The organism is Thalassoglobus polymorphus (assembly GCF_007744255.1).
Taxonomy (GTDB): Bacteria; Planctomycetota; Planctomycetia; order Planctomycetales; family Planctomycetaceae; genus Thalassoglobus; species Thalassoglobus polymorphus.
This window is the reverse complement of record NZ_CP036267.1, coordinates 3,878,805-3,903,130: the sequence shown is the minus strand read 5'-3', so window position 1 is coordinate 3,903,130 and position 24,326 is coordinate 3,878,805. Positions and strand designations below refer to the sequence as shown.

The 24,326-nt window shown below is 50.0% G+C and carries 16 protein-coding genes; 7 read left to right on the top strand and 9 right to left on the bottom strand.

Annotation, left to right across the window (positions count from 1 at the left end):
- Positions 1–74: 74 nt before the first annotated feature.
- The 3 genes from Mal48_RS14005 to Mal48_RS13995 all read right to left on the bottom strand — a co-directional run bounded on the left by Mal48_RS14005 (position 75) and on the right by Mal48_RS13995 (position 4,995).
- A complete protein-coding gene (locus tag Mal48_RS14005) occupies positions 75–1,256 on the bottom strand; it encodes a hypothetical protein (RefSeq protein ID WP_145200588.1) in 1,182 nt (393 codons plus the stop codon).
- Positions 1,257–1,378: 122 nt separating this feature from the next.
- Positions 1,379–3,442, bottom strand: coding sequence for a coiled-coil domain-containing protein (locus Mal48_RS14000; RefSeq protein ID WP_145200585.1), 2,064 nt, complete (start codon positions 3,440–3,442; stop codon positions 1,379–1,381).
- Between the two features lie 95 nt (positions 3,443–3,537).
- On the bottom strand, positions 3,538–4,995 hold the full coding sequence (locus Mal48_RS13995) for a MotA/TolQ/ExbB proton channel family protein (RefSeq protein ID WP_145200582.1): 1,458 nt from the start codon (positions 4,993–4,995) through the stop codon (positions 3,538–3,540).
- A 178-nt stretch (positions 4,996–5,173) separates the two neighbouring features.
- Here Mal48_RS13995 and Mal48_RS13990 point away from each other — a divergent pair, with 178 nt between their 5' ends.
- From Mal48_RS13990 to Mal48_RS13980, 3 genes are all read left to right on the top strand, one after another.
- The gene (locus tag Mal48_RS13990) at positions 5,174–6,277 is read left to right on the top strand and encodes a hypothetical protein (protein WP_145200579.1); all 1,104 of its coding nucleotides are present in this window, start codon (positions 5,174–5,176) and stop codon (positions 6,275–6,277) included.
- A gap of 273 nt (positions 6,278–6,550) precedes the next feature.
- Positions 6,551–7,606, top strand: a complete 1,056-nt coding sequence (locus tag Mal48_RS13985) for a KpsF/GutQ family sugar-phosphate isomerase (protein WP_145200576.1) — start codon at positions 6,551–6,553, stop codon at positions 7,604–7,606.
- On the top strand, positions 7,603–10,569 hold the full coding sequence (locus Mal48_RS13980; protein ID WP_145200573.1) for a hypothetical protein: 2,967 nt from the start codon (positions 7,603–7,605) through the stop codon (positions 10,567–10,569). The genes Mal48_RS13985 and Mal48_RS13980 overlap by 4 nt, the downstream gene beginning before the upstream one ends.
- Positions 10,570–10,602: 33 nt before the next feature.
- On the opposite strand, the gene Mal48_RS13975 is transcribed toward Mal48_RS13980, so the two are convergent.
- From Mal48_RS13975 to Mal48_RS13965, 3 genes are all read right to left on the bottom strand, one after another.
- Positions 10,603–11,481 (bottom strand): fumarylacetoacetate hydrolase family protein, encoded by an 879-nt coding sequence (locus tag Mal48_RS13975; protein WP_145200570.1) that lies wholly within the window; start codon positions 11,479–11,481, stop codon positions 10,603–10,605.
- A 50-nt stretch (positions 11,482–11,531) separates the two neighbouring features.
- Positions 11,532–12,527: an RluA family pseudouridine synthase gene (locus Mal48_RS13970; RefSeq protein WP_145200567.1), complete on the bottom strand. Its 996-nt coding sequence runs from the start codon at positions 12,525–12,527 to the stop codon at positions 11,532–11,534.
- A 117-nt stretch (positions 12,528–12,644) separates the two neighbouring features.
- Positions 12,645–13,760 carry a tetratricopeptide repeat protein gene (locus Mal48_RS13965; protein ID WP_145200564.1) on the bottom strand — a complete coding sequence of 372 codons (1,116 nt, stop codon included), beginning with the start codon at positions 13,758–13,760 and terminating at the stop codon, positions 12,645–12,647.
- Between the two features lie 659 nt (positions 13,761–14,419).
- Here Mal48_RS13965 and Mal48_RS13960 point away from each other — a divergent pair.
- The 3 genes from Mal48_RS13960 (at position 14,420) to Mal48_RS13950 (ending at position 17,288) form a co-directional block, all read left to right on the top strand.
- On the top strand, positions 14,420–16,024 hold the full coding sequence (locus Mal48_RS13960; RefSeq protein ID WP_145200561.1) for an EF-hand domain-containing protein: 1,605 nt from the start codon (positions 14,420–14,422) through the stop codon (positions 16,022–16,024).
- 46 nt (positions 16,025–16,070) lie between these two features.
- A complete protein-coding gene (locus tag Mal48_RS13955) occupies positions 16,071–16,304 on the top strand; it encodes a putative signal transducing protein (protein ID WP_145200558.1) in 234 nt (77 codons plus the stop codon).
- Between the two features lie 372 nt (positions 16,305–16,676).
- Positions 16,677–17,288, top strand: a complete 612-nt coding sequence (locus Mal48_RS13950) for a hypothetical protein (protein WP_145200555.1) — start codon at positions 16,677–16,679, stop codon at positions 17,286–17,288.
- A gap of 325 nt (positions 17,289–17,613) precedes the next feature.
- Here Mal48_RS13950 and Mal48_RS13945 read toward each other — a convergent pair whose 3' ends face one another.
- The 3 genes from Mal48_RS13945 to Mal48_RS13935 all read right to left on the bottom strand — a co-directional run bounded on the left by Mal48_RS13945 (position 17,614) and on the right by Mal48_RS13935 (position 21,695).
- Positions 17,614–18,981, bottom strand: coding sequence for a Gfo/Idh/MocA family protein (locus Mal48_RS13945; protein ID WP_145200552.1), 1,368 nt, complete (start codon positions 18,979–18,981; stop codon positions 17,614–17,616).
- A 441-nt stretch (positions 18,982–19,422) separates the two neighbouring features.
- Complete coding sequence (locus Mal48_RS13940; protein WP_145200549.1) at positions 19,423–19,854, bottom strand: hypothetical protein; 432 nt, start codon at positions 19,852–19,854, stop codon at positions 19,423–19,425.
- A 122-nt stretch (positions 19,855–19,976) separates the two neighbouring features.
- Positions 19,977–21,695, bottom strand: coding sequence for a trypsin-like peptidase domain-containing protein (locus tag Mal48_RS13935; RefSeq protein WP_145200546.1), 1,719 nt, complete (start codon positions 21,693–21,695; stop codon positions 19,977–19,979).
- Between the two features lie 504 nt (positions 21,696–22,199).
- On the opposite strand from Mal48_RS13935, the gene Mal48_RS13930 reads away from it, so the two are divergent.
- Complete coding sequence (locus tag Mal48_RS13930; protein ID WP_145200543.1) at positions 22,200–24,248, top strand: hypothetical protein; 2,049 nt, start codon at positions 22,200–22,202, stop codon at positions 24,246–24,248.
- Positions 24,249–24,326: the final 78 nt, after the last annotated feature.

Genomic DNA, 24,326 nt, shown 5'->3' with positions numbered 1-24,326 from the left:
TTGCTTCCAGTGTTGACGTTTTTTTCGGTCGTTCAAAAGGAGTTGTGGCAGACTTCGGCAAAGAATCCTTGCCGTTATTGCGCGATTGACTTTGAGCCGCTCGACGAGGATCCGGCGATCGGATAGCCCTCTGGAAGTGGACGTGATGCGACCCAGAATCCGGAATCCTGGACGAGCTCTTTCAGTTTTCGGTGTAATTCGAAACTCTCGGGATAGACCCAGAATGTAATCGTAGCGTTCGATCCTTCCGAGATGAGGGCTGAGCGGAACTGAGACTTCGGCTGAATCGCCTCCTCAAAAGTTTCCGATTCGACATCTCGCGTAGGGTGAATCACCCAGTCTGTCACTGAGATGCGAATCATGCCCGTCCCGAAGCGCGCCCCATCGAGGAGCGACCCCGATTCTCGCTGAACGAGGAACTCCATTTCATATCCGCTAATCGGTCCGACTGTTGATTGGAAGCGTGGTTGACTCATCAGGAAATCGCGTCGACGGTGCATGTCACGTTTCACAAGCTCTGCCAACAAGTCGACAGGGACGTACGAAATTTTATTATTGTGGATGCGAAAATGAACTTCCTTTCCGGATACAATTCGCCCAACTGGATTCAAGCGATGGGCGAGCTTTTCAGGATCTGGTCGTTTCTCGCTGGTCTCTTCGAGTCGCTCTTCGAGAAGATCTATGATTTGTTGCGATTTGATTTGATCCGCCTGATGCATTTCCGAAAGCTGACTTTTCTGTCGCAGTGAATTTGTCAGCGAGGAGAGTTGCGCCTTGAGCTCATCGAGTTTTAACTGTTCTTTGGATTTGCTCGATTTCAGTTCTGCCAGTTCATTTTTGAGTCTGGAGACTCGCTCTTTGCTCTTCGCTGCCTGGTCTTTCATCGTGTTCGTCTTCTCTTCCAGCTCTTTAGGGATCACGACCTGAGCAATAGCAGGGAAGCTCAAATCAGGCGGAGGGACGAAATCCGGAGCGGACACCATTTGTTCGGATTCAGGCTGAACTTCGCTGAACAATTCTGCATCGATGGGAATTTCTCCATCGATCGGCCCCACTGGAAGCAGCTCAATCGAGGCAGGTGTCTCATCGAGTTTGGTGACTTTGAGCTTTTCGGAATCAATGGAAAGCAAAGGGGCCTGACTTACACGGACACCTGCAACCACGATCAGGATGATCAGAATCCCGACGATATTTGCAATCACATCAAGAAAGGAATCTGAGCCGAAAGAGGACTCTTCGACATGTCGGCGACTCATGATGTTGTTCTCCCGTGACTGGAGCCTTCTCGATAATGTGGTATCAACACGAGAATGTTCTATTCGAATTCAGGTTGGCAAAAGTGACTCTGAGAAATCGTGAATGAGTGCTTAACGGACTTCTACTGCAACTCGTATTCAATATTCGAAGGCACGTCCCAGTCTTGAGTCAGTTCTTTCGCTTTTGTGTAATGGAGCAGTCCTCCGGGGTGAATCACAATTTTGACGACCGGCTTCCAAAAGTACGACTGCGGGGCAGTTCCCCAGTCTTCAGTGGATTTTGAAACAGCTGATGAGAGTGCAGCTTTCAGTTCAGCCGGGGCTGTTCCTTCTGGAACTTTGAGAGGGATTTGATCGTCGATCTGGAATTGATCCGACCATAAATGTATTTCCAGTTCGCGTTCAATTCCAATCGTTCCCAACTTCTGCGGGGCGCGTAATCCGCGAGTGCTACCTCCGCCAGATTTTTTGTCTGAGGTTTGTCCCTCAAATGGATTGATGGGGAGTAGTGCAGGCATCTCTGATTGCTGCATTGGCCTTGCGTTTTGCGCGGAGAATTGTCCAGGCTGCTGTTGCAGTGCCGATCTTGGACTTGGATTGATTTCAAAGACTCGCTGAGCGTTTGGGCCAGCGTTGGAACGTCTGGACTCGGTCCACGGTTCCCGAGAAGAAGTTTCCCGGTTGGAATTCTTTGGGGCTCCTGCCATTTCAGGTTGGCGGGAAGAAGGTTGCAGAGCGTCTAGTTGTGATTGCGATGGAGGCTGTAATCGAGTTTGATCTTGTGTTTGTGATTGAGTTTGAGCCTGTGTTCGCGACTGAGTTCGTCCCTGCAGCCGTGCCTGATTTTCTGATTGCAGTCCTGATTGCGGGTGCGTTGGTGAGATTCGTGGAATCTCTGCTGAGTCTTTTCGGCTTGGAGGCAGCCATTTCTCGTCGCCTAAGAAGCTTCCTTTTTTGGAGCGGTTCGAGGCGTCGAGTTCCGGGATATGAAACTCACCTGCTCGGTTAGAATAGTTGAGTGGTCCCCGTGTTGCTGCGAGTCGTCCAGTTTTTGCAGCGACCCGATTTCGATTCTCTAAGACCGCTGCGACAGCTTCTTCACAGGCGCGAATCGCTCCCGGTTCTGACTCTGACCATCTGATATCAGTGTTCGTATCGACGAGCTCATAGCCGAAACGATGATCCAGCTTTGAGAGCAAGCCACGTGCGATATAGAATCCAGTCGTCCCTTCTGGACGGACCACAAGTAAAATGTAAGGCTTTTCGTTGTTGTTTCGTTCCCGTGACCAATACTCAACAAGTGCTTCGGCTCCAGCCAGAACGGGATTGTATTCGGGCGGAAATCCACTGAGGTCCGCTGCTGTCAGGACAACTCCCTCAGCGACAAATACGATTTCTTTTTTGCGACACTCGATCAGAATTGGCTTTCGCGCTGTTCCCGTTAGCGAATCATACGCGACGATTTCGGTTTCGGGGGGAAGGCTGGCAATCTCCTCTTCGAGTCGGGCAATCTGCCGAGTCAGTTCCGCAGCCCGATTTTGCAAGCGTTGACTTTGCTCTTTCTCTTCGGCTGTCAGGCTGTTGAGTTTCCCGAATTCAAGTTGTTTCTGTTTGAGCGATTGGAGCAGACTTTCTTGATCAGATTGGATCTGTTTCAACTCGCCGTGCAAGCGCGAGCGGTCTCGCTCCATCGCTTTCCGTCGTCCTTCCAACTGCTCTACGCTTGAAGACAGGGTGGCAACTTTCGATTTCCACTCTTGGTCGATCTGTTTCTGTTTGCGCATCGCGATTTGTAACTGAGCATTGTATTCCGCACGCAAACGAGCTTGTTTGGCTTCCCAATCTGCTTGAAGAACTTCATTTTCTTCGAGACTATTCCCGGCCAGCAACGGAAGGATCGGCTCATTCTCATCGAGTTCTTCCGGCTCATCAGCAACAATTGGCGTTACAATTCCAAGGAGATCTTCCAGTTCTTCAACAGACTTTACTACCGGGAAATCAGGGGGAGCGACTTCTTTGTCTGGTTCCTGATTCGGTACTTCTATAGAAACAACTGGAAGCTGAGATTGTTTTTGAATTTTTTGAGTGATGACCAGCAACAAAAAGATCAGCGCACCCATTGTGCAGACCAATACGGCCAGAAATGGGAAAAGAGTGACAGAAGGTGTGCTGGAACGTCGACGCACGGAAACTCAGTAATTTGAGGCAATGAATAGAGAACTGAAAATAGAGGTGGAAGGTGTCGTGAAAATGGGAGTCTCACAACACTGCTGGATCTCGGTTAAGCTGCATCACGGGTACGCGATCGCGCTGTGAGCAGGTTCACAGCTGCAGTCAGGTTGTGGAGTGTTTGTTCAAATGTTTCGGCGGTGTGGAGCGTGTCGAGATTATTGTCGAGCTGGCTTTGCAAGCGGAGCAAGGATTCTTCCTGACCAATAATTTTCTCGAGTTGGCCCCCTTGTTTCACCATGTTTTCACTTTGGCTGGCAAGTGCAGATGTCAGTTGTGAGAAGTTCTCTTGCCAGTTTTCAATCCTGTTCGCGAAGCCTGTCAGCAATACGTCCAGCTTCTCATGTTGTTCTTGCGAAGTGGCTTCGACGTTTAAGCTCAATGTCTTGGAGAGCTCTTGAATGCTTGCAAACATTTCCCGTTCCGCAGCTTCACGACTGGCAGCAAGTGCCTGAATTTCTTTGAAGAACTGCAAGCTCATCGATTCTTGTGAGTCCAGAAACTGCTGACGGTATTCCGAGAGTTGTTGAGCATGTGTCGAAAGCGTTTGCCCCGTGCCATCTGTGAGGGCTTGTGTCAATTTTTCTTGCTGGACGAGGAGAGTCTCTGACCACTGAGTCCGCAATTCCTCCAGAGCGGATGACCAGGCAGAGGTTTGCTTGCCGATCATCGCTGCTGTTTGTTCAAGTAGCGATTCAGACGCCTTAGTCTCGGCTTCCAGCAACGGGTGGCTGTTCTCTGGCGAAAGCGGGAAACATCGATTGACTTCGAGGCGGCTTCGCTCATCGATCTGGCTGAGCAGATCTTCTTCCGCTCGTTTAATGAATAGAGAAGCGAAACCTAAGACGAGCGAGAGAGAAAGTGCTAAAGCGGTGGTGTCGAACGCGACGGCCAATCCATTTGTCACTTCATCCAGCGACGTTTCCAATTGATCAGGAGTAACATTTGCGATCGCCAGCGTGATTCCCATAACGGTTCCGAGGAACCCAAGAATTGGAATCGACCAGATGACAGTTTGTAAGAGTTGATGACTGGCATGCAACCGGTCGGCGGCCGCTTCGGAGAGATAGGTGAGGTGATCTCCCATCCCTTGACCGGATCGCTTCCCCTTAAAGAACGCGAGGATATGATCGAGCCGACGTCCCCAGTATGTGTTCTGAAGTTGTGCAGAGGCCGAAGTTAAGCGGTTTTGAAATCGACCAACGTTTTGATCGAGATCGTCGCTGACCTCTTTGATGCCGAAGTTCGGCACGCTGTATAACGCTCGCAACTCAAAAATCATCAGAACAGCTTTGACTGCGATGATCGAAAGTCCGACAAAGAACAACCCGGCGAGGACGCGCTCTAACGGATGCCCGCAGAAGTATCGTAGCGCGAGTTCTTTCGCCACAGGCAGATTGGGAATCTGTTGGTAGAAAAGCCAAGTCGCCCCAACGGCCCAGATCCAGGGCGCGGTCAGGATTCGATAACCAATCCCAGTGGAATCTTGAATTATGTTTTGATCACGCATGGTACATTACACCAACAAAGTCAATGAATCGGCAGATTCTGCAGACTGTCTAAGGAGAACAATCGGCTGTATCGTTATGATCGTCCCAGACGCGCTTGATCATTGATGGAATGTTGACTAGCGTTTTTTTTCGGGAAAGATATTTGGACCGAAGTCCCGCAAATTCAGGTGACTCTCCATGCCCATTAAATTTCGATGTCCAAATTGCCAGCAATTTTTAGGAATTTCTCGCTCTAAGGCCGGAAGTGTTACAGATTGCCCGACTTGCGGGAGGACTCTACGAGTTCCTAATCTTGATGGGGAAGTCTCTCCGCTTCCTCCGCCTCGCTTGAATTTCGAAGATCAGGATCTTCAGCGAGCCCTTGGCGCGCTGGCTTCGCTGGGGCCAGATGGTGAGCCAGTCGATGTCCCCACTGCTCAGGACTCACATCCTGAAGAGCTTCTCGAAGCGGTGGAATCTGACCAAGCTGAGAACATACCGGTCATCGTCGCTGAACCGATTCCTCGGTCGGAGCCGGTCGACGTCGCCTCGGAGTCGGAGGCTGCAACACCTGTTCAACTTCAAGAAGAGCTCGCCCAACTCGACATGGCGATCCCCATTCTAGAACCAGAGGAAGTGGATGTCCGCTCGGGGATTTCAATCAAGTTCGCCATTCTTGGGACTGCTGCAGGCTTGCTGCTCGGCATTTTGATCGGACGCCTCACCGTATCTGGCACGTCAGGTTCATCAGGTTCGTCAGAATCTGCGGTGAATCATGCCGAAAAAGCGAAAAAGGAAGTCGTTGCTCCGAAGGCAAAGCCAGCTTTGCCTCAGGGGGATGATGATGTGCAAGCTGCGACATCAGAGGTGGCTGGAACACTCAGCTATCAATCCGCCACCGGAGAAGTTCGTCCTGATAAAGGAGGGCGCGTACTGATTCTCCCTGCGAAAAATCCATCACATACAAAACTCCCGGGAAACGGTTTTCGAGTGGGGGCCAAGCAGATTGATCAAGAAGTTCTCGCTGCCGCTGTGAAAGTCTTAGGCGGAGGGTTTCAACTTGCGGATGATCAAGGGGAATTCACATTTTCGAATTTGGCTCAGGGTGAGTATCTCATACTTTTCGCTTCACGCTATCAATCGCTTGACGAATCTCAGGTTGCTTCTCCAAACGTTCAGAAAATTCTCGATCTGTATTTTGAACATCCAACTCGCGTGATCGGGCAAGTTCAGCATCAGGCTCTCAGCATCCGAGTCACTTCGGAAAAGAATCAAGCTCTTGAAATCGAATTCGGTCGCTAATGCTCTTGCGTGTTTCTTGTGCCCGTGAAAAACGCGTTTCAGCAGTGACTGCTCAAACTGCTCTGTTGTTGGGAAGCATTTGTTTTGAGTTCATTGTTTCCCGATACCGTCTGTGAGTACAAAAACACTGCATTTCAGCTGAAGGATTTCACTTTTTTTAGTGAGTTGCCAACTGGTACCGGTCTGAAGACACGTTGACCCAGTTTCGGTATCGGACTTATGATGAAAAATTGTGGCAATGATTGCCCAATCTCGGATTTATTCTAGTGCAGGATGCGTATCGTGAGTTCTTCCGCTGAACATTTGATCCCATATTCACAAGTTGAACAACTCCGATCCGGAAGAGAAATCGTTCGACAAGAGGCGGAAGCCCTGCTGAATCTGGCAAGGAATATGGACGCATCATTCCTTTCCGCTGTGAATCTCGTCAAAGAATGTACCGGAAGTGTCATTGTTTGCGGGATGGGGAAGGCTGGGCTGATTGGGAAGAAGATCACCGCAACACTTTCGTCCACAGGGACACGAGCACACTTTCTACACCCCGCCGAAGCGGTCCATGGAGACTTGGGCTGTTTGCATGAGGACGACGTATTGATTGTTCTCTCGAATAGTGGTGAAACGGAAGAAATTCTAAACGTCATTCCCACCGCCAAGCGGTTCGAGATCCCTGTCATTTGTATCACAGCGACCCACCACAACAGCTTAGCCTTTCGATCCGATATCGTTCTCGAAATTGGGCGCGTGCGCGAAGCGTGCCGTTGGGGACTCGCCCCCTCGACCAGTACAACCGCGATGTTGGCGCTCGGTGATGCATTAGCGCTCGTTGTGAGTGAAGCGAAAGGTTTTATGCCGCACCATTTCGCTCAGTTTCACCCAGGTGGAAGTCTCGGGCAGAAGCTCAAGCCGGTGACTGAACTGATGCGTCCGAAAGATCAACTTCGAATTGCTGCCGACTCTGAAACCGTGCGCGATGTGATTACACAATCGGCCAAACCGGGACGTCGAACAGGTGCCGTCCTTCTTGTAGACGAGCAGGGGGCGCTTTCAGGATTGTTCACCGATAGTGATCTTGCGCGGCTTCTCGAAACTCGACAAGACTCCGTTCTTGATGAGCCTGTTTCAAAGGTCATGACCAAAGAACCGCTCACACTCAATACCGATTCCATTTTCTCAGATGTTATCGAGATCCTCTCGACACGAAAAATTAGCGAGATTCCCGTAGTCAGCGCTGACCGACAGCCAGTCGGATTGATTGACATTACGGATGTGATTGGTTGGCTGCCTACTGAAGGTTCCACGACCGATGATTTAGCGGAGACGAACTCTTGATTCGTTTACTACTGACGACTGGGACGATGTTATTCATCTCGTCAGTGTATTTTCTGTATGTCTCATTTGTCGTTCCATTCACCGTGGCTCAAAAGATTCCTGCGGATCAGGTGGTCGCGCAAGTTTCCGGGTATCAGCCTCCGGTTCTTTCCGACACCGTCTCTGAGCATTTCTCCGAAGTGAAATGGCTTCAAGCGGGCGAAATTAAAACATTCCAGTCGAAGAATACTCTTTTCTATACACGTGATGTTGAACGGGACAAGACGAGCGGAAACAAAGTCCGCATGTCTCCGATTGCCATGCTCTGGACCGACCCACGCCGTCCTGATGAAAAGCCTTATCGGCTGATTGCAGAGACAGGCATCGTTCAGTTTGAGAATCAATTCTTCGACGCAGCTTTGCACCTGAAAGATGCGAAACCGGGGCGGATCGTGTGGGCGACGCTCGAAGGAGTTGTCCATATCGACGGTGCCGATGGACTTGTCATCGATGGAAAGCAGTTTGTGTTTTCCGAACAGTCAGGACAACTCTACAGCGACTATCCTGTGAGTTTTCACTATGGACCGACAGCGAACGACCAGACTGAAGTCGCCGGGACTGCTGATCAAATCAACCTGAGTTTAACTCCTTCCGATGATGCAGTCCTGGGAAAAGACATGCCTCGCGTTGGTGGAGTTTCTGTGTTGACTCTCCGGAAAGACGTTCGGCTTGATACGACATTTTTTGAAGATGGTGTGCGTCACCAGGCATTGCTGACTTGTGATGGTCCTTTCGAATATCACGTATTAAAAAAGCAGGCGACATTTAATAGTCGAGTCAAGATCACTCATCTTGAGCCTGGTCAGGAACGGGTGATGGCCGAAACTCTGGAAGCGGAAAGACTTCGACTTCAATTCGAGCCGGCTCCGAATGCAAAACAAAATGGCAAATCAAGTGAGTTCTTCGACGATCTCGTTCTTCGTGAGGTCCGCGCTTTTGGGTCAACGAAAAACGGATTGGTCGGACGCAACTCTCAGATTCGAATCCGTTCTGAGCAACAGAAGCTTGTCGCGACGATGCAGGATCTCGCCTACGACGTCGTCACTCGAACCGCCAGATTTCTTGATCCCAAACAGGTCGTGGTGAAGCGAGGAGATGCAACATTCGCCTGCCCGAATGTTTTGGTCGAACATACCGTTGAAAACAGGATTCAAAAAATCGAATGCCGTGGCCCGGGAAGCATTGAGGTTTCGCACGAGAGATTCGGGAAGTCGCATGCAGAAGCATCCTGGGTTGGAGCTGTCAACGTCATGCCTGATGAGACGGGACCGCTTCATATTCTTGAGCTGCTCGAAGGGGCTCAAGTCGTCATTCCTGAAATGGAAAGTGTTTCAGGGAAGCGAACATTTGAAATGGGCATGGCAGCGAACCAGCTCCGATTGTGGGTCGATCTGGAGAAGGCTGAACGAATTAAAGAACCGGAAACGATTCTCAATCAGGAACTTCCGCTGACCAGAGCATTGGCTGCTGGGAACGTCAAAATGGTTTCGAAAGATGTCATTATTGAAAACTCGGATCTCATCAATGTGTTGCTGGTTCCGGGGGTCATCCAGGAAGAAGCGGATAACAAAATTTTGGGTGCGAGCTACACCGACGATTCCCGAAGCTCGAAAGAACGTGATCCCATTTATGTGTCGACTGATCAGATTCAGATAAACCTGATCCACGATCAGAGCAATGGAAAAATCGAACTCAAGAAACTTGATGGTGTCGGAAACGTCAATGTTCGACATCAACCGGAAGCGAGCCCTTCACTGCAGCAGTTCGGTGGAGAGTCACCGGTTGTTTTGACAGGGACACGTGTCGTTGCGACGCGGGACGGAGCCGAGGATCAACAGGTGACCGTCCTTGGAACACTCGATCAGTACGGAGAAATTGAAAATCCAGCGACCGTGGAGTTCGGACCGACTCGTATCGGCGGAGCAAATCTGAGCTTCAATCAAAAACGAAACGAAGTCTCCGTCATCGGCCCCGGAGCGTTTCTGATTCCAGTGACTCGTGATCTGGACGGCAAAGAGCTCGACCAACCTGCCACCCTCAAAGTGGAATGGCAGGAGAAAATGGTGTTCAACGGACTTGATGCCCGCTTCTTTGAAGCTGTCAGTTGCTCGCTGAGTGGTCATCAGGAATCAATTTCACGAATGAATTGCAACGACTTAACCGTTCGCCTCAGCCAGAGAATTTCGCTGCTGGAAAAGCCTGATCCCAGGAAGAAAGTCGATGTGAAATCGATCGAGGCCCGACTTGGGGTTCAGCTGGAATCAAGAAAGTTTGAAGGAACGAAACTTGTCGGCGTCTATCAGGGAGAGCTTGCAGAGTTCACGATTAATCAACTGACCGGTGACTTTGTTGGACTAGGGGACGGCGAAATTCACTCCTGGTCGCTGGGCGACGGTTTGAAACTTGCACCGAGTGACGCAGCTGAGGCGAACCGGCCGATCCGCTCTGACAAGGAGCAAAAGTGGCGGTATTCTCGTCTGAAATTCTCTGGGAAACTGACCGGCAACTTCGAGCAGAAGGTCGCAAACTTTGAGCGGCAGCGAATCGGCATTCTCTCTGCACCTGTGGAACAGGCACAGGTGAAGTTCAAGGAAGATCATGTCTCGATGGTGAAGGATGCAGTCCGGCTTGATTGCCGCACTCTGAAAATTTTCCAGAAAGAATTCAATGACCGAGCATACTGGGAACTGTTCGCACAAAATGTCAATGAGCTGGAAGGACAGGTTTTCCGGGCTGTTGCAGATGAACTTTCCTTCGACGAACGACTCGGACGGTTCATTCTTCGGGGAATCGGGAAAGATGCGACGTTGTACTTTCAGGAACGTCCCGGAGCTTCCTTCAGCCCCTCTTCGCATCGGCTGATTGAATTCATCCCCAAGAAACGCAGCATCACCGTCGACGGTTCAAGCGGCTTGGGTGGGTGACATTCGCAAGATTCATCACTCCGCTACAGACACTCAATGAGTGACCGGGCCAGTTCCTTTGACAACGGGATTTTTCAGCGAGCCGATTCCGGTGATCGAAATGGTAATCACGTCGCCATCTTCCAGAGAAAAGTCATCATCGGGTACAATTCCTGTTCCGGTGAGCAGAAACGCACCGTTCGGGAATTCATCTTCTCGTCCCAGCCAGCCGGCCAGATCGGGTAATTTGCGATAGAGTTGTCCGAGGTTCGTAGAATCGGAAGTGATGGTCTTTCCCTGACGTTCAATGACGAGATCAATCTTGGTAGCTGCAAGGTCTAGCGTTTCCGATGCCAGTTGAACCACTGGTCCAATCGAACAGCATTGCCGATACACTTTTGCCTGCGGAAGGTACAACGGGTTTTCGCCCTCAATGTCCCTGGCGGACATGTCATTGCCAATCGTGTACCCAACAATCTCCATTTTCGGATTCAGAACAAGCGTGAATTCCGGCTCTGGAACACTCCATTGGCTGTCATGACGAACACGGACAGCTTCTCCCGGATTGACAATACGATTCGGTGTGGCCTTGAAGAAGAGTTCCGGACGATCAGCGGTGTAGACGAGGTCATAATGAGAAGCTCCTGTCTCGGATTCTTCCATTCGAGCAACTTGACTCCGTTTGTAAGTCACACCCGCTGCCCAGGTTTCCTGATGATCGACCGGTGCTAAGAATTCGACGGATTCCAACGCACAGGTTTCTGCATTTGCAAGAAGAGTCGTCACAAGTTCTTGCGGCTTCTCTGAGTTCAGCACATCCGCCAGAGTAGAGATGTTGTTTGAGCCCGAAAGGTCGAGAAGTTGGACTTGAGCTTCTTCAACAACTGCAACTCGAACAGTGCCGTCTGCGGTTTTTACTTTTGCGAGTTTCATATTTTCTCTTTCAGTCAATGCTCTTGAAGAAGAAGGCTTCTGGAAGGAGTCTAACTCAATAAACGGTATTTCTCTAAGGCAACCAGCGTTCGCTGCATGTCTTCCGGAAGTGGAGCGACGAACTCCATGATGGCATCAGTCACTGGATGCCGAATTGTCAGTTTGTGTGCGTGTAATGCCTGTCGAGAGATTAAGGGAATTTCATCTTCGGTGGAGTCTGTCTCCGCAAGTTCCGATTCAAAAACTCGATCGTGCCCGGCATATAATCTGTCTGCAATGATCGGTGTTTTGAGATGCTGCAAGTGGACCCGGAGCTGATGAGTCCGGCCTGTTTCGGGCAACAACTGTACGTAGATAAAGCCTCGAAATCGTGTGAGAACATTGTACTTGGTGATTGCCTCTCTCGACTTTTCAGTCGGCTCGCAGACGATCATTTTCTCCCGCACTTTCGGGTGAACTTTGACGTGAGTACGAACGTAGTCCGCGTCACGTTCCAAACTCCCACGGGCGATGGCGTGATACTCCTTCTTGACCGTTCGTTGCTCGAATTGCTTCGTCAATTGGTGGTGAACCTGATTATTCTTCGCAATCACGATCGCTCCAGTCGTGTCCCGGTCTAACCGATGAACAATTCCTGGTCGAAGTTGGCCTGCGATATCACTCAGCTGATCGAAATGATATTGAACCGCAGCAGCGAGAGTGCCCGTAAAGTTAGATTTGCCGGGATGCGTGACCAGATTTGCGTGCTTGTTAATGACGGCGATGTACTCATCTTCGAAGATCACTTCGATAGGGATGTCTTCAGCGGCAATTCCGCTTTCAGCTTCTTCCAACAACTGCACAGAAATACGGTCATTCACACGCAAGCGGCGGGAAGCTTTGACCGGGAGTCCGTTGACCAGAACGACCTTCTGTTCGATCGCTCGTTGAAATTGCCCACGGCTGTGGTTCGGGAAGATACGACTTAAGTAGTGGTCGATTCGCCAACCATGCGCGCGAGATTCGACCGTGAGATCCTGTTTCGATGTGTAAAGGTCATCACTCATGAAATTTGGTTCGGAAAAAAGTTTAGCTCCACACATGAAGCGCGGAGCTAAACGGAAGAGCAGGTATTATGTCTGTGACGACATTGAAAAGATGTCTTCAGATTGCGCGAGGCGGCTCTATTCCTTGGTCTCCTCTTCAGCTGAGGCTTCAGGCTCTTTCGCAGGTTTAGCTTCTGCTTCAGTTTCCGCCTTCGGCTCTTCAGCTTTCGGTTCAGCTTTCGGTTCAGCCTTTGGTTCAGCGTCTTCTTTGGGCTTGCCTTCTTCTTTTACAGGCTCAGCCGGCTTTTCACTTGTTTCTTCAGATTCCTTTTTAGGTGCGTCTTTTGGAGCATCACCTTTTTCAGGGGTTGGGAATGATTTGGGGGCTGCGTCTTCAGCTTTTGCTGGCTCTTCACCCTCTTTTTTCATTTCCTCTTCTGTAGGGACAGTGTTCTGATTGGCCTCACCGACTCCTGCTGATGGCAAGTTTAAGATGCTATCTTGGAGGAGTTCCAGATTTGTTGGATCGGGGGCAGGAGTGCCGCCGGGACGGAGATCACTCGGCAGTGGTCTGTCGCTTGGTTTTGGATTTTGTTGTCGGAACCAGGCATAAAATTCCTGAGTCGATTTTTTCTGCAATGCTTCGACGCGTTGAGTTGCCCAAGCTTTATGACCTGATTCGGGAAACTCCTCAATCAGTTTTTGATAGGCAGCGATGGCTAGAGATGTGTCATCGCCATTGAGGACTTCACGTGCTGTTGCCAATCCGAAAAGGGCTTCTTCCCGAGCCGCTGCTGGAGCATTCGTTTGCTTCAAAAGTTTTTCGAAGGCCTCGACAGATTCTTTCAGTCTTGCGTCACTCACTTCACGATTGGTAAGTGCGCTGCGTAGGCCTTCTTGGAGAAAGCCTCTGCCTGCTTGCAGTAATGACCAGGCTCCAACAGTGGTCCCCTGCGTTTTTTTTGCCAGATTCATGTAGTCGTCTGGAACGCGGTTCTCAACAAATTCTTCCCATTCCGCTTTTTGCGAAGAGATGGAACTTCTTGACCAGAGGATGACAGCGATCAGGACGACAGTCACGCCGATAAATCCCATCAATATCTGATTGGAATATGGCTCAATCTTTTTTAAGCCTGCAGTCAGCCACTTCTCCAGTTCCGTTTTATCGGCTTCATGGTGATAGTGGTGTTCCGGTCCTTGAGGCTTCTCGTCCGGAGTAGCTGGGACAGGGGGTTGTTGTGTTTGTTCGCTCATGGCGGTCCGTCATCCTGGCGTAGTGCCTTGTCAGGCTGCAATAAAGGGTCAAATTTGTATTCAGACTCAGCTGACGCCGATTGCCTTGGTTTGACCCCTCAAACCAACAAATGGACACTATTGTGTGTAAACATCTTCCGTGGAAGGGAACTCTCACTGCAATGGGAAAGTTCCGTCAACTTTGTCTGATCTGTCTCAAAGCCCCAGTATAAGAACGTTTATGAAAACTGGTCAAGCTGCGGTCTTCAGAGAATTGATTCCCGAGAAGATTCATTTCGCACACAGGCTGGCTTTCGGGGCCGCTATTCTTCTCGGAGTTCCTCTGATCCCCCAATTTGTCAGCGATTTCCTGCGTGACAGCCCGCTCAATGCGGCGTAGAATCAATTCAGGCATTTTCAATGGTTCTCGTCCTCGTGGAGATCACTTTGACAGCTTAATAGACTGTTCGCCGCGAGACGGAACGTGAGAACGAAGATGGAATCTGTTCCAAGTTGAGAATTGATCGGAAAACTCAGAGATGGCCCCACAAATGATTCTGTGTCGCCATGTTTAATTGATTTTCAGCTCGATTAGCTGATTTAGCAAACAAAACTTCAGCCACGAACGTAGTCAATCTCCAGTTGTGAGTCTGCCTGCTTCTGAGAAAGGAAGCGTTTTTATGCCGCAATTCCATCTCTACAGGCTGGTTCTTCTGGTCGTCTCTGTTGGGCTGACGAATCTTCCCGCAGAACTTTTCGGGCAGAAGTCAGACCCGTCTCGTCTGCTTTTCCTAGGTCCGAATCGTCCTGTGATTCTCGAGATGGAGTTCGTTGCAGGTCGATTTAGCATCGACGAGATGCGCAGCCAATACGCAAAAGAAGTCTTCAAGCAACTCGATAAAGACTCCAACGGAACACTCAGCCCGGAAGAAGCAGAGCAAATTCCGACCGAGGGACGTTTGCGAGTCGGCGTCGAGCGACTTGGTGAAGCATGGACGAGCATTGATGTCTCTCCAGCCGATCAGCAAGTGACATTAGCGGAATTGACTGCACATATACAAAAAGCACTCGGTCCACCGTTATCGATTGAGAGAGCACCTCCCAAGTTGGCAGCGACTGTCCGCTTGTACGAGGATCTGGACCTCAATAAGGACGGGAAAGTTTCGGCGGAAGAAGTCGAGCAGGGGCTGAAGGTCTTGCAGGCGTTCGACTTTGACGATGATGAAACACTGAGCGTCGCGGAGCTTCAACCGTTTCCAATTTCAGTGGTTCAGGCTCAGCAGCAAGAACAAGCGAAGGAAGAGCCGGTTCCGCTATTCTTTATTCGGGACGATGCAGAAATCGAGCTGGCGATCTCCGGCCTCTTCGACCATTACTCCACCGAAGAGGCTGTCTCTGCGAAAATTCTGTCCGGGTTGAAAGAACGGGACTTCAGCCGCTTTGATCTGAATGATGATCGAGCTTGGGATAAAGATGATTGGGAGCTTTACCTCAAGCGTTCTCGCCCGGACTTCGTAATGAAAGTTTCACTTTCGCCTCCAAGTGTGGAAGTTGTGAAAGGAGAATACACAGGCAGGAATCGTCCGACGATCGATATCGGCGGGATGCCCGTAGAATGGCGAGCCACAAGTAAAGTCTACCAGCAGTTCGATTCTACGCGGTTATTTTTAACTCGTTTCATCATGTCCGATGTCGACAAAAACAAATACCTGGACCCGATGGAGTTCAATGGACTTCAGGCAGATGTCCCTTTTGAAGCGGTCGATCTTGACGGAAATCAGCAAGTCACTCGCGAGGAAATTAAGTTCTTCTTTACAATGGACGGATTGGCGGCTCAGAGCCGGTTGATTTTACTGCTCTCGAATGAAACCAAAACGTTGTTTGAAATTCTCGATACCAATCTTGATCGGCGACTGAATCCAAGAGAATTTCTCGCTGGTCCCGAACGCTTATTAGAGTACGACTTAAACGGTGATCAGGCATTGCTTCCTGATGAACTGATGTCCGAGTTCCGAGTCACTTTCACTCAGCCACAACTCTTTGAGATCGACCCGGCCCGAGCCCAGACTAATATGATGAATCAGCGACAAGGCCGCACCAATGAACAAGTCTCCGGTCCTGTCTGGTTCAGTCGAATGGATGACAATCTCGATGGCGAGATTTCCTGGAGAGAATTCCTGGGGCCTCGCGAGATGTTTGACACTCTCGATACAAACAGCGACCATTTCATTGATCAATCCGAAGCTGAAGCAGCGGAAGCTTTAAGAACCGACTCCGGAAATTGATTTCGGTCTCGTAGAATTGAATTGGAATCTCCTTAAGGAAACGACGATGTCTGATGAGAATCTAGTCCCCATTTACACCACTCGTGATATCTCCAAAGCTGACGTGATCCGAGCTGCACTCGAAGGAGAAGGGATTCGATGTGAGATGGAAAACGAGCATCAGGGAGGCTTCACCGGTGTCACAAAAGTGAGACTATTCGTCCTCGAAGGTGACAAGGACAAGGCCGTTGAATTCATTGATGTTCATGAAGATGGGGATGAAACCGACGACCCGGCGTGATGATGCAATCAAAACCAAGTTGAAGAAGATCGTCGTTCAAAACATGAGAGTCCTGCCAGTCAGCGGTTTCTCAAGCTGATCCACGATTTTCCAAATGAAACTTGAAAACCAGTCCGAAAACCTCTGGCATCATCGCTTTTCTCAACGTTTGAGAGAGCAATTTCAAGTTTCTGGACCAGTTCTAGCGATTAAATTTGTGAGTCTAATTTTCAATGTCATCGCCTCGGCCCCTCGACTCTGAATCAGATCCAATATTGGTGTTTGCATTTTGAGTCGTTGCGGGCAGTCTATGAGATCCCATTGAGGTTGGATCTCGCAGCCGCGAGCCCCCCCTTTCCAGCAGTTAAGTCAGTAACACACAGAAAAGACAGTATGCCTGATCGCGATGACATCCCCCGGATTTTCTACTCTGAATACACTGAACTCCCATTTGCGAAGTGCATTGATTGTGAATGCGATCTCTTTGAGTCGGAAACAGTTTACACAGTCGTGAAGCATATCGTGGGGAAAGAGACTGTATTCGAGATGGCAATTTGCATGTCGTGCGCGATCAGAATGCGCGAGCAATATTCGGAAGAGACATCTCGAAATATTCAGGCATACATCGAAACGAAGCTTCGTGAGAAACTCTTAGCACGTATTCACTCTTTAGAAGAGTCCGACTTGGAAGAATCGGATCTTGAAGAAGAAGAGTTTACTGTCGAAGATGGATTGGCGACTTGCTCGTTCTGCGGGGCTGATCGATCGGGCACTCACCGTTATGAAATGGTCGGATTGTTTCAAGAAAACGAGCTGCTCCTTGATTCAGGGCAAGGCATCAGTTTCAGTTCCCCCATGATGCTCTGTCAGGAGTGCAACTCTGAAGTTGGCAAGCTGATTTCAAAACAGACTCGAGATACCTGGGACCGATTCGTCGAAGAACATTTCGATGGTCCACCAGGAGTTGAAATTGACGGCCCGACAGTGGAGCCGATCTTGTTTTAGAACACGTTCGTGTTTTTGTGTCCGCGAAGAACGCTTTTCATGTAGTGAATCACTCATCTCCACGAGACTGTTCCCGTACTTCTTTTCAAAACTGCTATCGCAGCATCTTTCGAATTCGTTTGCAGGATCTGCCTCGTGGCAAATAACATTACTACTAGAGAAATGCATTCTCCACGGGCACACGGTAGAGCAAGCTGCTCTAGGATACTTTCTCGTTTCTTGTGTATGCGAAGTTGCAGACGAGTAATTTGAGAGTCGCAGTGTAAAAATAAAAACAGCCCTGAGGTTTCTCAGGGCTGTTTGATGTAGATCTTAAGAAAGCTGATTAAGCGTCCAGGTAAGAACCGTAGTTTTCGCGGTATTCTTTCTTGACGACATTCATCACTTCTGGTGCGTTGGTCGCTTTCAGGTTCTCTGCGTCCCACTCGATCTTCTTGCTCTCACCGCTTGCAGCGGCCCAGACAGCAAGGTTGCCGAGCAGAATAGTTTCGGTCAACGGGCCGGCATACTTCGCGAAGTTGGACATCGCGTTTTCTCGTTTGCCGATGATTGATTCATGGAATTCGGTGAAGTGACCTGGAGATTTTTCGAACTCCATTTGGGGAGCGTCTTTTTGAGCAATCTCGGTCCCGTCATTTTCGATCAGAACCCATTTGTCTCCATAATCCTGGTAGGAGTAAAGTGTTCGATCTTCACCGACAATGATGGCACCACTCTTGTGCTTGAATTTCACACCTTTGAGTAAGCTCTCGTCGGGAGTGTTTCCGCCATCGTACCAGTGGACTGGCATCGTTCCTTCACCACTCGGGTGAGTAAATTCGAATTCGATTTTCGATGACTTCGGATAGCTGTCCTGATTGTGTCCTGTGCAGGATGCTTGAATTGATTTTGGATTCGCCAAATTCAAACCGGCGAATGGCATGTTGAACGTATGGCAAGCCATGTCGCCCAACGCTCCCGTTCCAAAGTCCCACCAGCCACGCCAGGCAAAGTCGTGGTAAGCACCTTCACCGTACGGACGCTCAGGTGCAGCTCCTAGCCACAAATTCCAATGGAGATTTGGTGGTGGAGTGGTTGCTTCGGGGCGAGGTCCACCTTGAGGCCACACCGGGCGGTTGGTGAAAATGTGAGCTTCTTTGATCCGTCCAATTTTCCCAGCCTTCAACAGTTCAGCTGCGTGGCGTAAGCCATCTCTTGCAGTTCCCTGGTTGCCCATCATTGTCTTCACGCCTTTGTCATCGGCGATTTCAACAAGTCGGCGAGCTTCCCAAACCGAGTGGGTCAGCGGTTTCTGGCAGAAGCAGGCTTTGCCCATCTTCATAGCCATTGCAGCAGCGGGAGCATGAGTGTGGTCAGGTGTTGAAACCGTCACCGCATCGATTTTGCTGCCCATCTTGTCGAGCATTTCACGGAAATCGTTAAAGCGCTCAGCTTCCTTGAACCCTGGTCGATTACCAGTTTTGGCGAGAGTTCGGTCGTCGACGTCGCAGATTGCGACGATGTTACCGTGCTTCGATGCGTCTGCGGAGTCACTACTTCCTTTTCCACCGACTCCAATGCAGGCGTAAGAAACTACCTCGTTGGCGGAGCGTTCTTCACCTTGTGCATACGCTTTAGGACTTCCAACGTAAACGGCTGCTCCAATTGCGGCACTGGTTTGAAGAAAGTCTCGACGTGTCGTTTTATTTGGCATTCGAATTCCTCAGGTTTAGCATATTAGAAAGTTCGAGATTTCAGAGCGTCGAACAGGCATGTTAGACGCGCATGACAGCGAAGCTCATCTCTTTACCACATAGAGTAGCGAAGCGAGTAGAGATTTTCACGCATCATAAAATTTTAGAATGCCTGAACCATCTTTCGAATTGATGTTCAGGCTCTGCATCGTGGCGAACAGCAATCTTATTCATGAGGCGCGATCTTAACGGGTGCTGCAGAAAGGTAGCAGCTCCTCGAGAAGATAGCTCGGAGAGAAATAAATTGATTGAGAGAACGGGAGTCGCTCCAATCAGAAGTGATCAGAGCAGTCTGTGAATGAAATGATCGCGAAAGTGCTTTGAACGGCGTCAGATTTGACGATGTCGGTTTCCACAATGCCGTTTGTTATCAGTCTTCTTTCTCGTTACTCAAAATCGCATTAGCCGTTTCCACCGACATCGTAACTTGCAGCAATGGAAACAAGTTCTCGTTCCTGTTGGTGATGTTGGATGAAGTTCGTCATCCATTCATTCAGGTCAGCGGAGACATTGACAGCAATTCGTTGGAAATCGCCACCATGTGTCAATTGATCACGGAGTTGTTCGAGACGCTGGAAGAGCTTTGCGTAGCCTTCTTCCAACTCCGCAACTTTCGAATCCCAGTTTGGAAAACGGTCCAAGACATCCTGAAGATACCCGTGATCGGATTTCAATGCGAATTCTTCTGGAAGGGTGTCGAGCAGAGCGTCTAAGACAGCCTCCAGCCAGTGAGCAGTCTCACTGTCAGCTGGTTCATCTAAGAGATCTCGCAAATCCCCCAAGAGGATGTACTCTAACTCCGTACATTGTTGCAATCGCCGATTAGTGCTCATGCCAGCCTCCTTATCCAGATTGTCAATTTGTGATGTGTTCTTCAGAGAAATCCATTCGTTCTTTGCCGAAATTGGCACACCACAGGATAAGTGAATACTTGTGCGAAGTCAATAAATTGAGGTTATTTCACAAGTGAGCCACCCGTCGATCGGACGTAACGGCGTGGTACGAGAGGCGTTGAGAAAGATGTTTGTTGAAGACTTTTGCTGCGAAGAAGGCGATTTTGTGAGTTCGCAGGCGTCTCTGATTGAGCGTTTGCCAGCTGTGTATTGTTGACGTTCTGAGCTCGCAACTGACGGGCGACTGGACGGATCGGAGTGTATTGAGACATCAATCCGTGACCATCTTGGGGGCCTTCCAGTTCTCCATCGAGATAGGTCATGAACTTGGAGCTTGCATCGTGAATGATGACCACACGGTTTTGTTGCTCAGGATGAGCAGGGTCACGAATGATGACGACGACTTCAGCTCCGCCGGTTTTCAAATCAACTGGAACGCGTGGGGCAACGGGGTCAACAGGTGTGCTGCCGACGAGTCCACTTTGGTTGCCTGATCCTGGGGGCGATGACGGAGCAGGCTCGTGGGATGCAATTGGAAATGCAGAAGCTGCTGCAGCCGGTTCAGGAACAGCGATCTCTTTTGCAGGCATTGCGGGAACCGCTGGTTGCTCTTGATAGAGGAAAGCAAGTTGGTTTCCTTCCAGGAGAGAATGAACTGCGAGCAAACCAGAGTAGAGTCCACGGTTTCCTTCCTTGTCGGCAGCGATGCAAACCCCAACGACTTCACCTTCTGAGTTAAACAACCCACCACCTGAGCGTCCCCGAACGGGAAGTCCTGTGCACTCAATATTGTGTGGCCCAAGGTATTTGTCGATTTGAGTGACTCGAATCTGTTCGCGAGTCGGATCATCGCCAGCACTGCAACCGATCCCGACAACTGGTTCACCTGCGACAGGAGCCCGCGAAGCTTTCGCGATCAAAGCGACAGGTAACGGCTTGCTTGTGGAGACCGAAATCAGTCCGAGGTCAGCCTCTTCGTTGAAGTTCTCTAAGCGGGCGATGTGCGTTTGCTTTTGATTATTGATCTGCAAGTCGACTTCAATTTTGGCCTCATCGTTGAAGCCGCGGAAGATGTGGGCACAAGTCAGGATTTTGGCGATCCCTTCCTGAGAATGAATAATCGTCCCCGAACCAAGGTTGATCTTCCCATCGATAATGACACGAATTCGAACACTGGAGTCCATCGGGTCGGCAGAATGGTTGGCAATGTTCTGATTGGGAGTCGCTTCTCCCAGGCTCGTATCATTTCCACGATAAGTGTTTTCATCACTCTTGCTGGAATTCCTTCCGAGAGAAAACATCTCTTTTAGTTGCGACCCGGTCGAAGCTTGCCCTTGTGCTCTGTTTTCTGCTGCATTTGTACCGGGGGATGCCTCAGGCATCGGGCCAGGATTTCCCAGGCTGACATTCGGAACTCCATCCCCTTGTGCGATCGATGGACCAGAGGCTTTGGGGACTTTCGCGACGAGGCGACGAAGATCTGTCTCGGTCATCGCACCCGACTGGCGATGAGCTTCTTTGCCATCAACGACCAGCACGAACGTCGGCAAACTGGTGATGTTGAACTTGCTCGCGAGTTCCTTCTCTTTGTCGAAGTCAACTTTGCGAATTGGCAGGCCCTCTCGCTCTAATCGAGCGACAAGTGGAGCCATTTGCTGACAAGGCCCACACCATACCGCACTAAAATCGTAGACGATATTGTCTGGATCTGCTGCAAATGAGAATGAAGCTGCGAAAGCAGATGCTACGAATGCAATACAGGACGCGAGACTTCGTGTCATGAGTGTATCTCCGTAAATCCCCCGCTGGTGTAGACGGAGGAGGAATTGTTTTTGATCAGCACAGATCAGAGGAAGCTGGATTCGACGATAGGATTCCGTTCTCGGTCAATCGAGCTGTGCGTCGTTGAGAAGTTGGACAAGCTCACCAAACTTGTGGAGTTGAGTGATTGAGGTCCCGATGGAGCTCAATGTCAGTCTGATTCCGTTCATGGTTTCCATCTGGCTTCCTGCCACTCTTTTGAAAGACTTACAATGCGGGATTGTTGAATCGACAATCGTGTCTGTCAACAGACCACACGGGGAAACCCCCGCTCATTGAGCTTGCCTGAGTCTTTCTATTGGTGAATGTGTGATTTTGATTTTGGAAATTCTCAACCATCTGAGTGATGGTCATGGCGTCGATGCCGAAATTCGTAACAATGCAGGCTTCGTGCCACTTCGAAACTGGATTCTGAAATGAGTCGGAAACAACAAGAAAGATCGGCAGCAAGGCATTCTGGTATAGTGACTTGCGCCATTTTTCTCCTTGGAGTCGTGTTGACTTGGGTCTTCTTCTGGCCGCTTTGGAGCGGCGGCGGGCTGATGGGGGGAGATATGTACCCGTATTACTTCCCACAAAAGGCGTTTTTTGCAGATTCTGTGAAGTCGGGCACAATTCCGCTTTGGAACCCATTTGTCGGATTCGGATATCCCACTCTTGGGGAATCACAGACGGGAGTCCTCTATCCTCCAAATCTGGTCCTCTACAGCGGTTTGAGCGTCAATACAGCCTATAACGTCTCTCAGCTTTTCCACTATTTCATCGCCTTTCTGGCGACTTGGGCTTTGGGGCGCCGCTTGGGGCTCTCAGTAATGGCGGCCATACTCGCTGCAACAGCGTTTGTTTATGGGTGGTTCCCAGCCCGCATCTGCCTGGAGTGGACGATTATCGGAGGAGCCTGGTTTTCCGCAATTTTGTGGGCAGCCACTGTTTATCTGCAGTCACAGAAAAGGTGGGCCCTCGTTGCGATCGGGCTGTTTCTGGGGATGGATCTGCTTGCTGGTCATTACAATATGGCTTTCATCACACTGCTCGTCCTGGTGTGGTTCCCGTTCCTCGTGCATAAAAAAGATGAGGTTGAAACACCAAAGCCGGTTCAGCAACTGCTGCCACTTTTGCTTCTCATCGGCTGCGGATTTCTCATAGGTGCCGTTCAACTACTGCCTAGCTGGGAACTCAAATCTCTCAGCCAACGACAGGACGTGAATGAAAAATTTTCTCCAACGTATGGGAATCTTCCGCCGGAGGCGATTTCACAATTGTGGCAACCTTGGTCATGGCATGCTCAGGACGAATTGACTGATCATCTTCTGCGAGATGCTGGATGGCTGAACGTTCCCGTTGAAACGAATCAGGTTGAGGCTTTTGTTTATTGCGGACTTTTGACGATCATTTTGATTCTCTTGGGCTGTGTCGTTCCAAGTTTGCGACGTGGGAATCCTCTCCCCGGCTTCTGGCGTTGGGGGCTACTCGGTTTGATCGGGCTACTCTTTGCGACCGGCTGGCCCACATATTATTTATCTGAAGTCCCAGGATTTGGCTTCTTTCGTGGGCCGGGCAGATATTCTCTCGTTACCTGTTTCGCATTTTCATTGATGGCAGCTGGAATTTTTGATTCTCTGGTTCGAAAACTGACATTCACCAGTTCCTCAAGATCGTTGCTTGGCTCAATTTTGATCGGGATTCTGATTGCTGATCTATGGGCTGTCAGCCGGCAATATGCTCCCGGATTTGGAGCGTCATGGGGGCGAAGCATTTTTTATGTCGTGATGGTCGATCACCCGCCGATCGCTGCTCGAGAGCAAAGTGAGCTGCGAGATTTCTTTAAACAGGCAGGCGGAAACGTCCGATTGTATGCACCGGGAGAGAATGTCCCGTCGATGCTAGGAGTTTCCTCGCTGCCGGTTTACCTTGGGTTGGGGCCGGAGATCTACGAGAAGGATCAGGTCCGCTTCGACTTTTCGACAGACAATGAAGCTGAGATTCAGGAGTCGGGCGAGCGGTTGCGCAGCTTTGGTGTGACTCACTTACTTCTGGAAGATCCGATTAACGAGGCAACCTGGAATGTGACGCTGCACTCCCAGTGGATCGACCTCATGCTCAACGGTGCCTTCGGACGCCGGGAACCGTACTACCTCTACACACTCAACGATGCACTTGGTCGAGCGTATGTGGAAGGGCACCCGGAAATCGAAGTGAAGGTCGATTCATCACCGAATGAAGTGGTCGTGACTTTCCAAAGTCCTGCAGAGACTCTTGATGCAGATGTCGTGCTGACCGATCTCAATTTTCCCGGTTGGACTGGATATGAAAAATCTGCCGAGAAGCAGTCCCTCTTTCGCCGTCAGCATATTCAATTAGACGAACCTGCAAAGCAGGCTACGGTTCGTTGGAAGTATCAGCCGTGGAGTGTCCGTTGCGGTGCTGTTCTCTCTATCATTGGTCTGCTGCTGGCTTTCTTCTCCCCTCGAATCATTGAGAGAATCAAGCCTGTCAGCTCGAACAAAAACTAACGAGACATCAAAACCAATATCGATCAGAACGATACCCGAGGCATTGTGTTTTGATCTTAAATTGCAGTGCAGCAATCT

Coding starts and splice junctions, on each gene's coding strand:
- Mal48_RS14005 (WP_145200588.1), bottom strand. CDS start 1,256: ATGAGTCGCCGACATGTCGAAGAGTCCTCTTTCGGCTCAGATTCCTTT.
- Mal48_RS13935 (WP_145200546.1), bottom strand. CDS start 21,695: ATGACACGAAGTCTCGCGTCCTGTATTGCATTCGTAGCATCTGCTTTC.
- Mal48_RS13940 (WP_145200549.1), bottom strand. CDS start 19,854: ATGAGCACTAATCGGCGATTGCAACAATGTACGGAGTTAGAGTACATC.
- Mal48_RS13990 (WP_145200579.1), top strand. CDS start 5,174: ATGCCCATTAAATTTCGATGTCCAAATTGCCAGCAATTTTTAGGAATT.
- Mal48_RS13970 (WP_145200567.1), bottom strand. CDS start 12,527: ATGAGTGATGACCTTTACACATCGAAACAGGATCTCACGGTCGAATCT.
- Mal48_RS13955 (WP_145200558.1), top strand. CDS start 16,071: ATGTCTGATGAGAATCTAGTCCCCATTTACACCACTCGTGATATCTCC.
- Mal48_RS13950 (WP_145200555.1), top strand. CDS start 16,677: ATGCCTGATCGCGATGACATCCCCCGGATTTTCTACTCTGAATACACT.
- Mal48_RS13975 (WP_145200570.1), bottom strand. CDS start 11,481: ATGAAACTCGCAAAAGTAAAAACCGCAGACGGCACTGTTCGAGTTGCA.
- Mal48_RS13960 (WP_145200561.1), top strand. CDS start 14,420: ATGCCGCAATTCCATCTCTACAGGCTGGTTCTTCTGGTCGTCTCTGTT.
- Mal48_RS13995 (WP_145200582.1), bottom strand. CDS start 4,995: ATGCGTGATCAAAACATAATTCAAGATTCCACTGGGATTGGTTATCGA.
- Mal48_RS13945 (WP_145200552.1), bottom strand. CDS start 18,981: ATGCCAAATAAAACGACACGTCGAGACTTTCTTCAAACCAGTGCCGCA.
- Mal48_RS13985 (WP_145200576.1), top strand. CDS start 6,551: ATGCGTATCGTGAGTTCTTCCGCTGAACATTTGATCCCATATTCACAA.
- Mal48_RS13965 (WP_145200564.1), bottom strand. CDS start 13,760: ATGAGCGAACAAACACAACAACCCCCTGTCCCAGCTACTCCGGACGAG.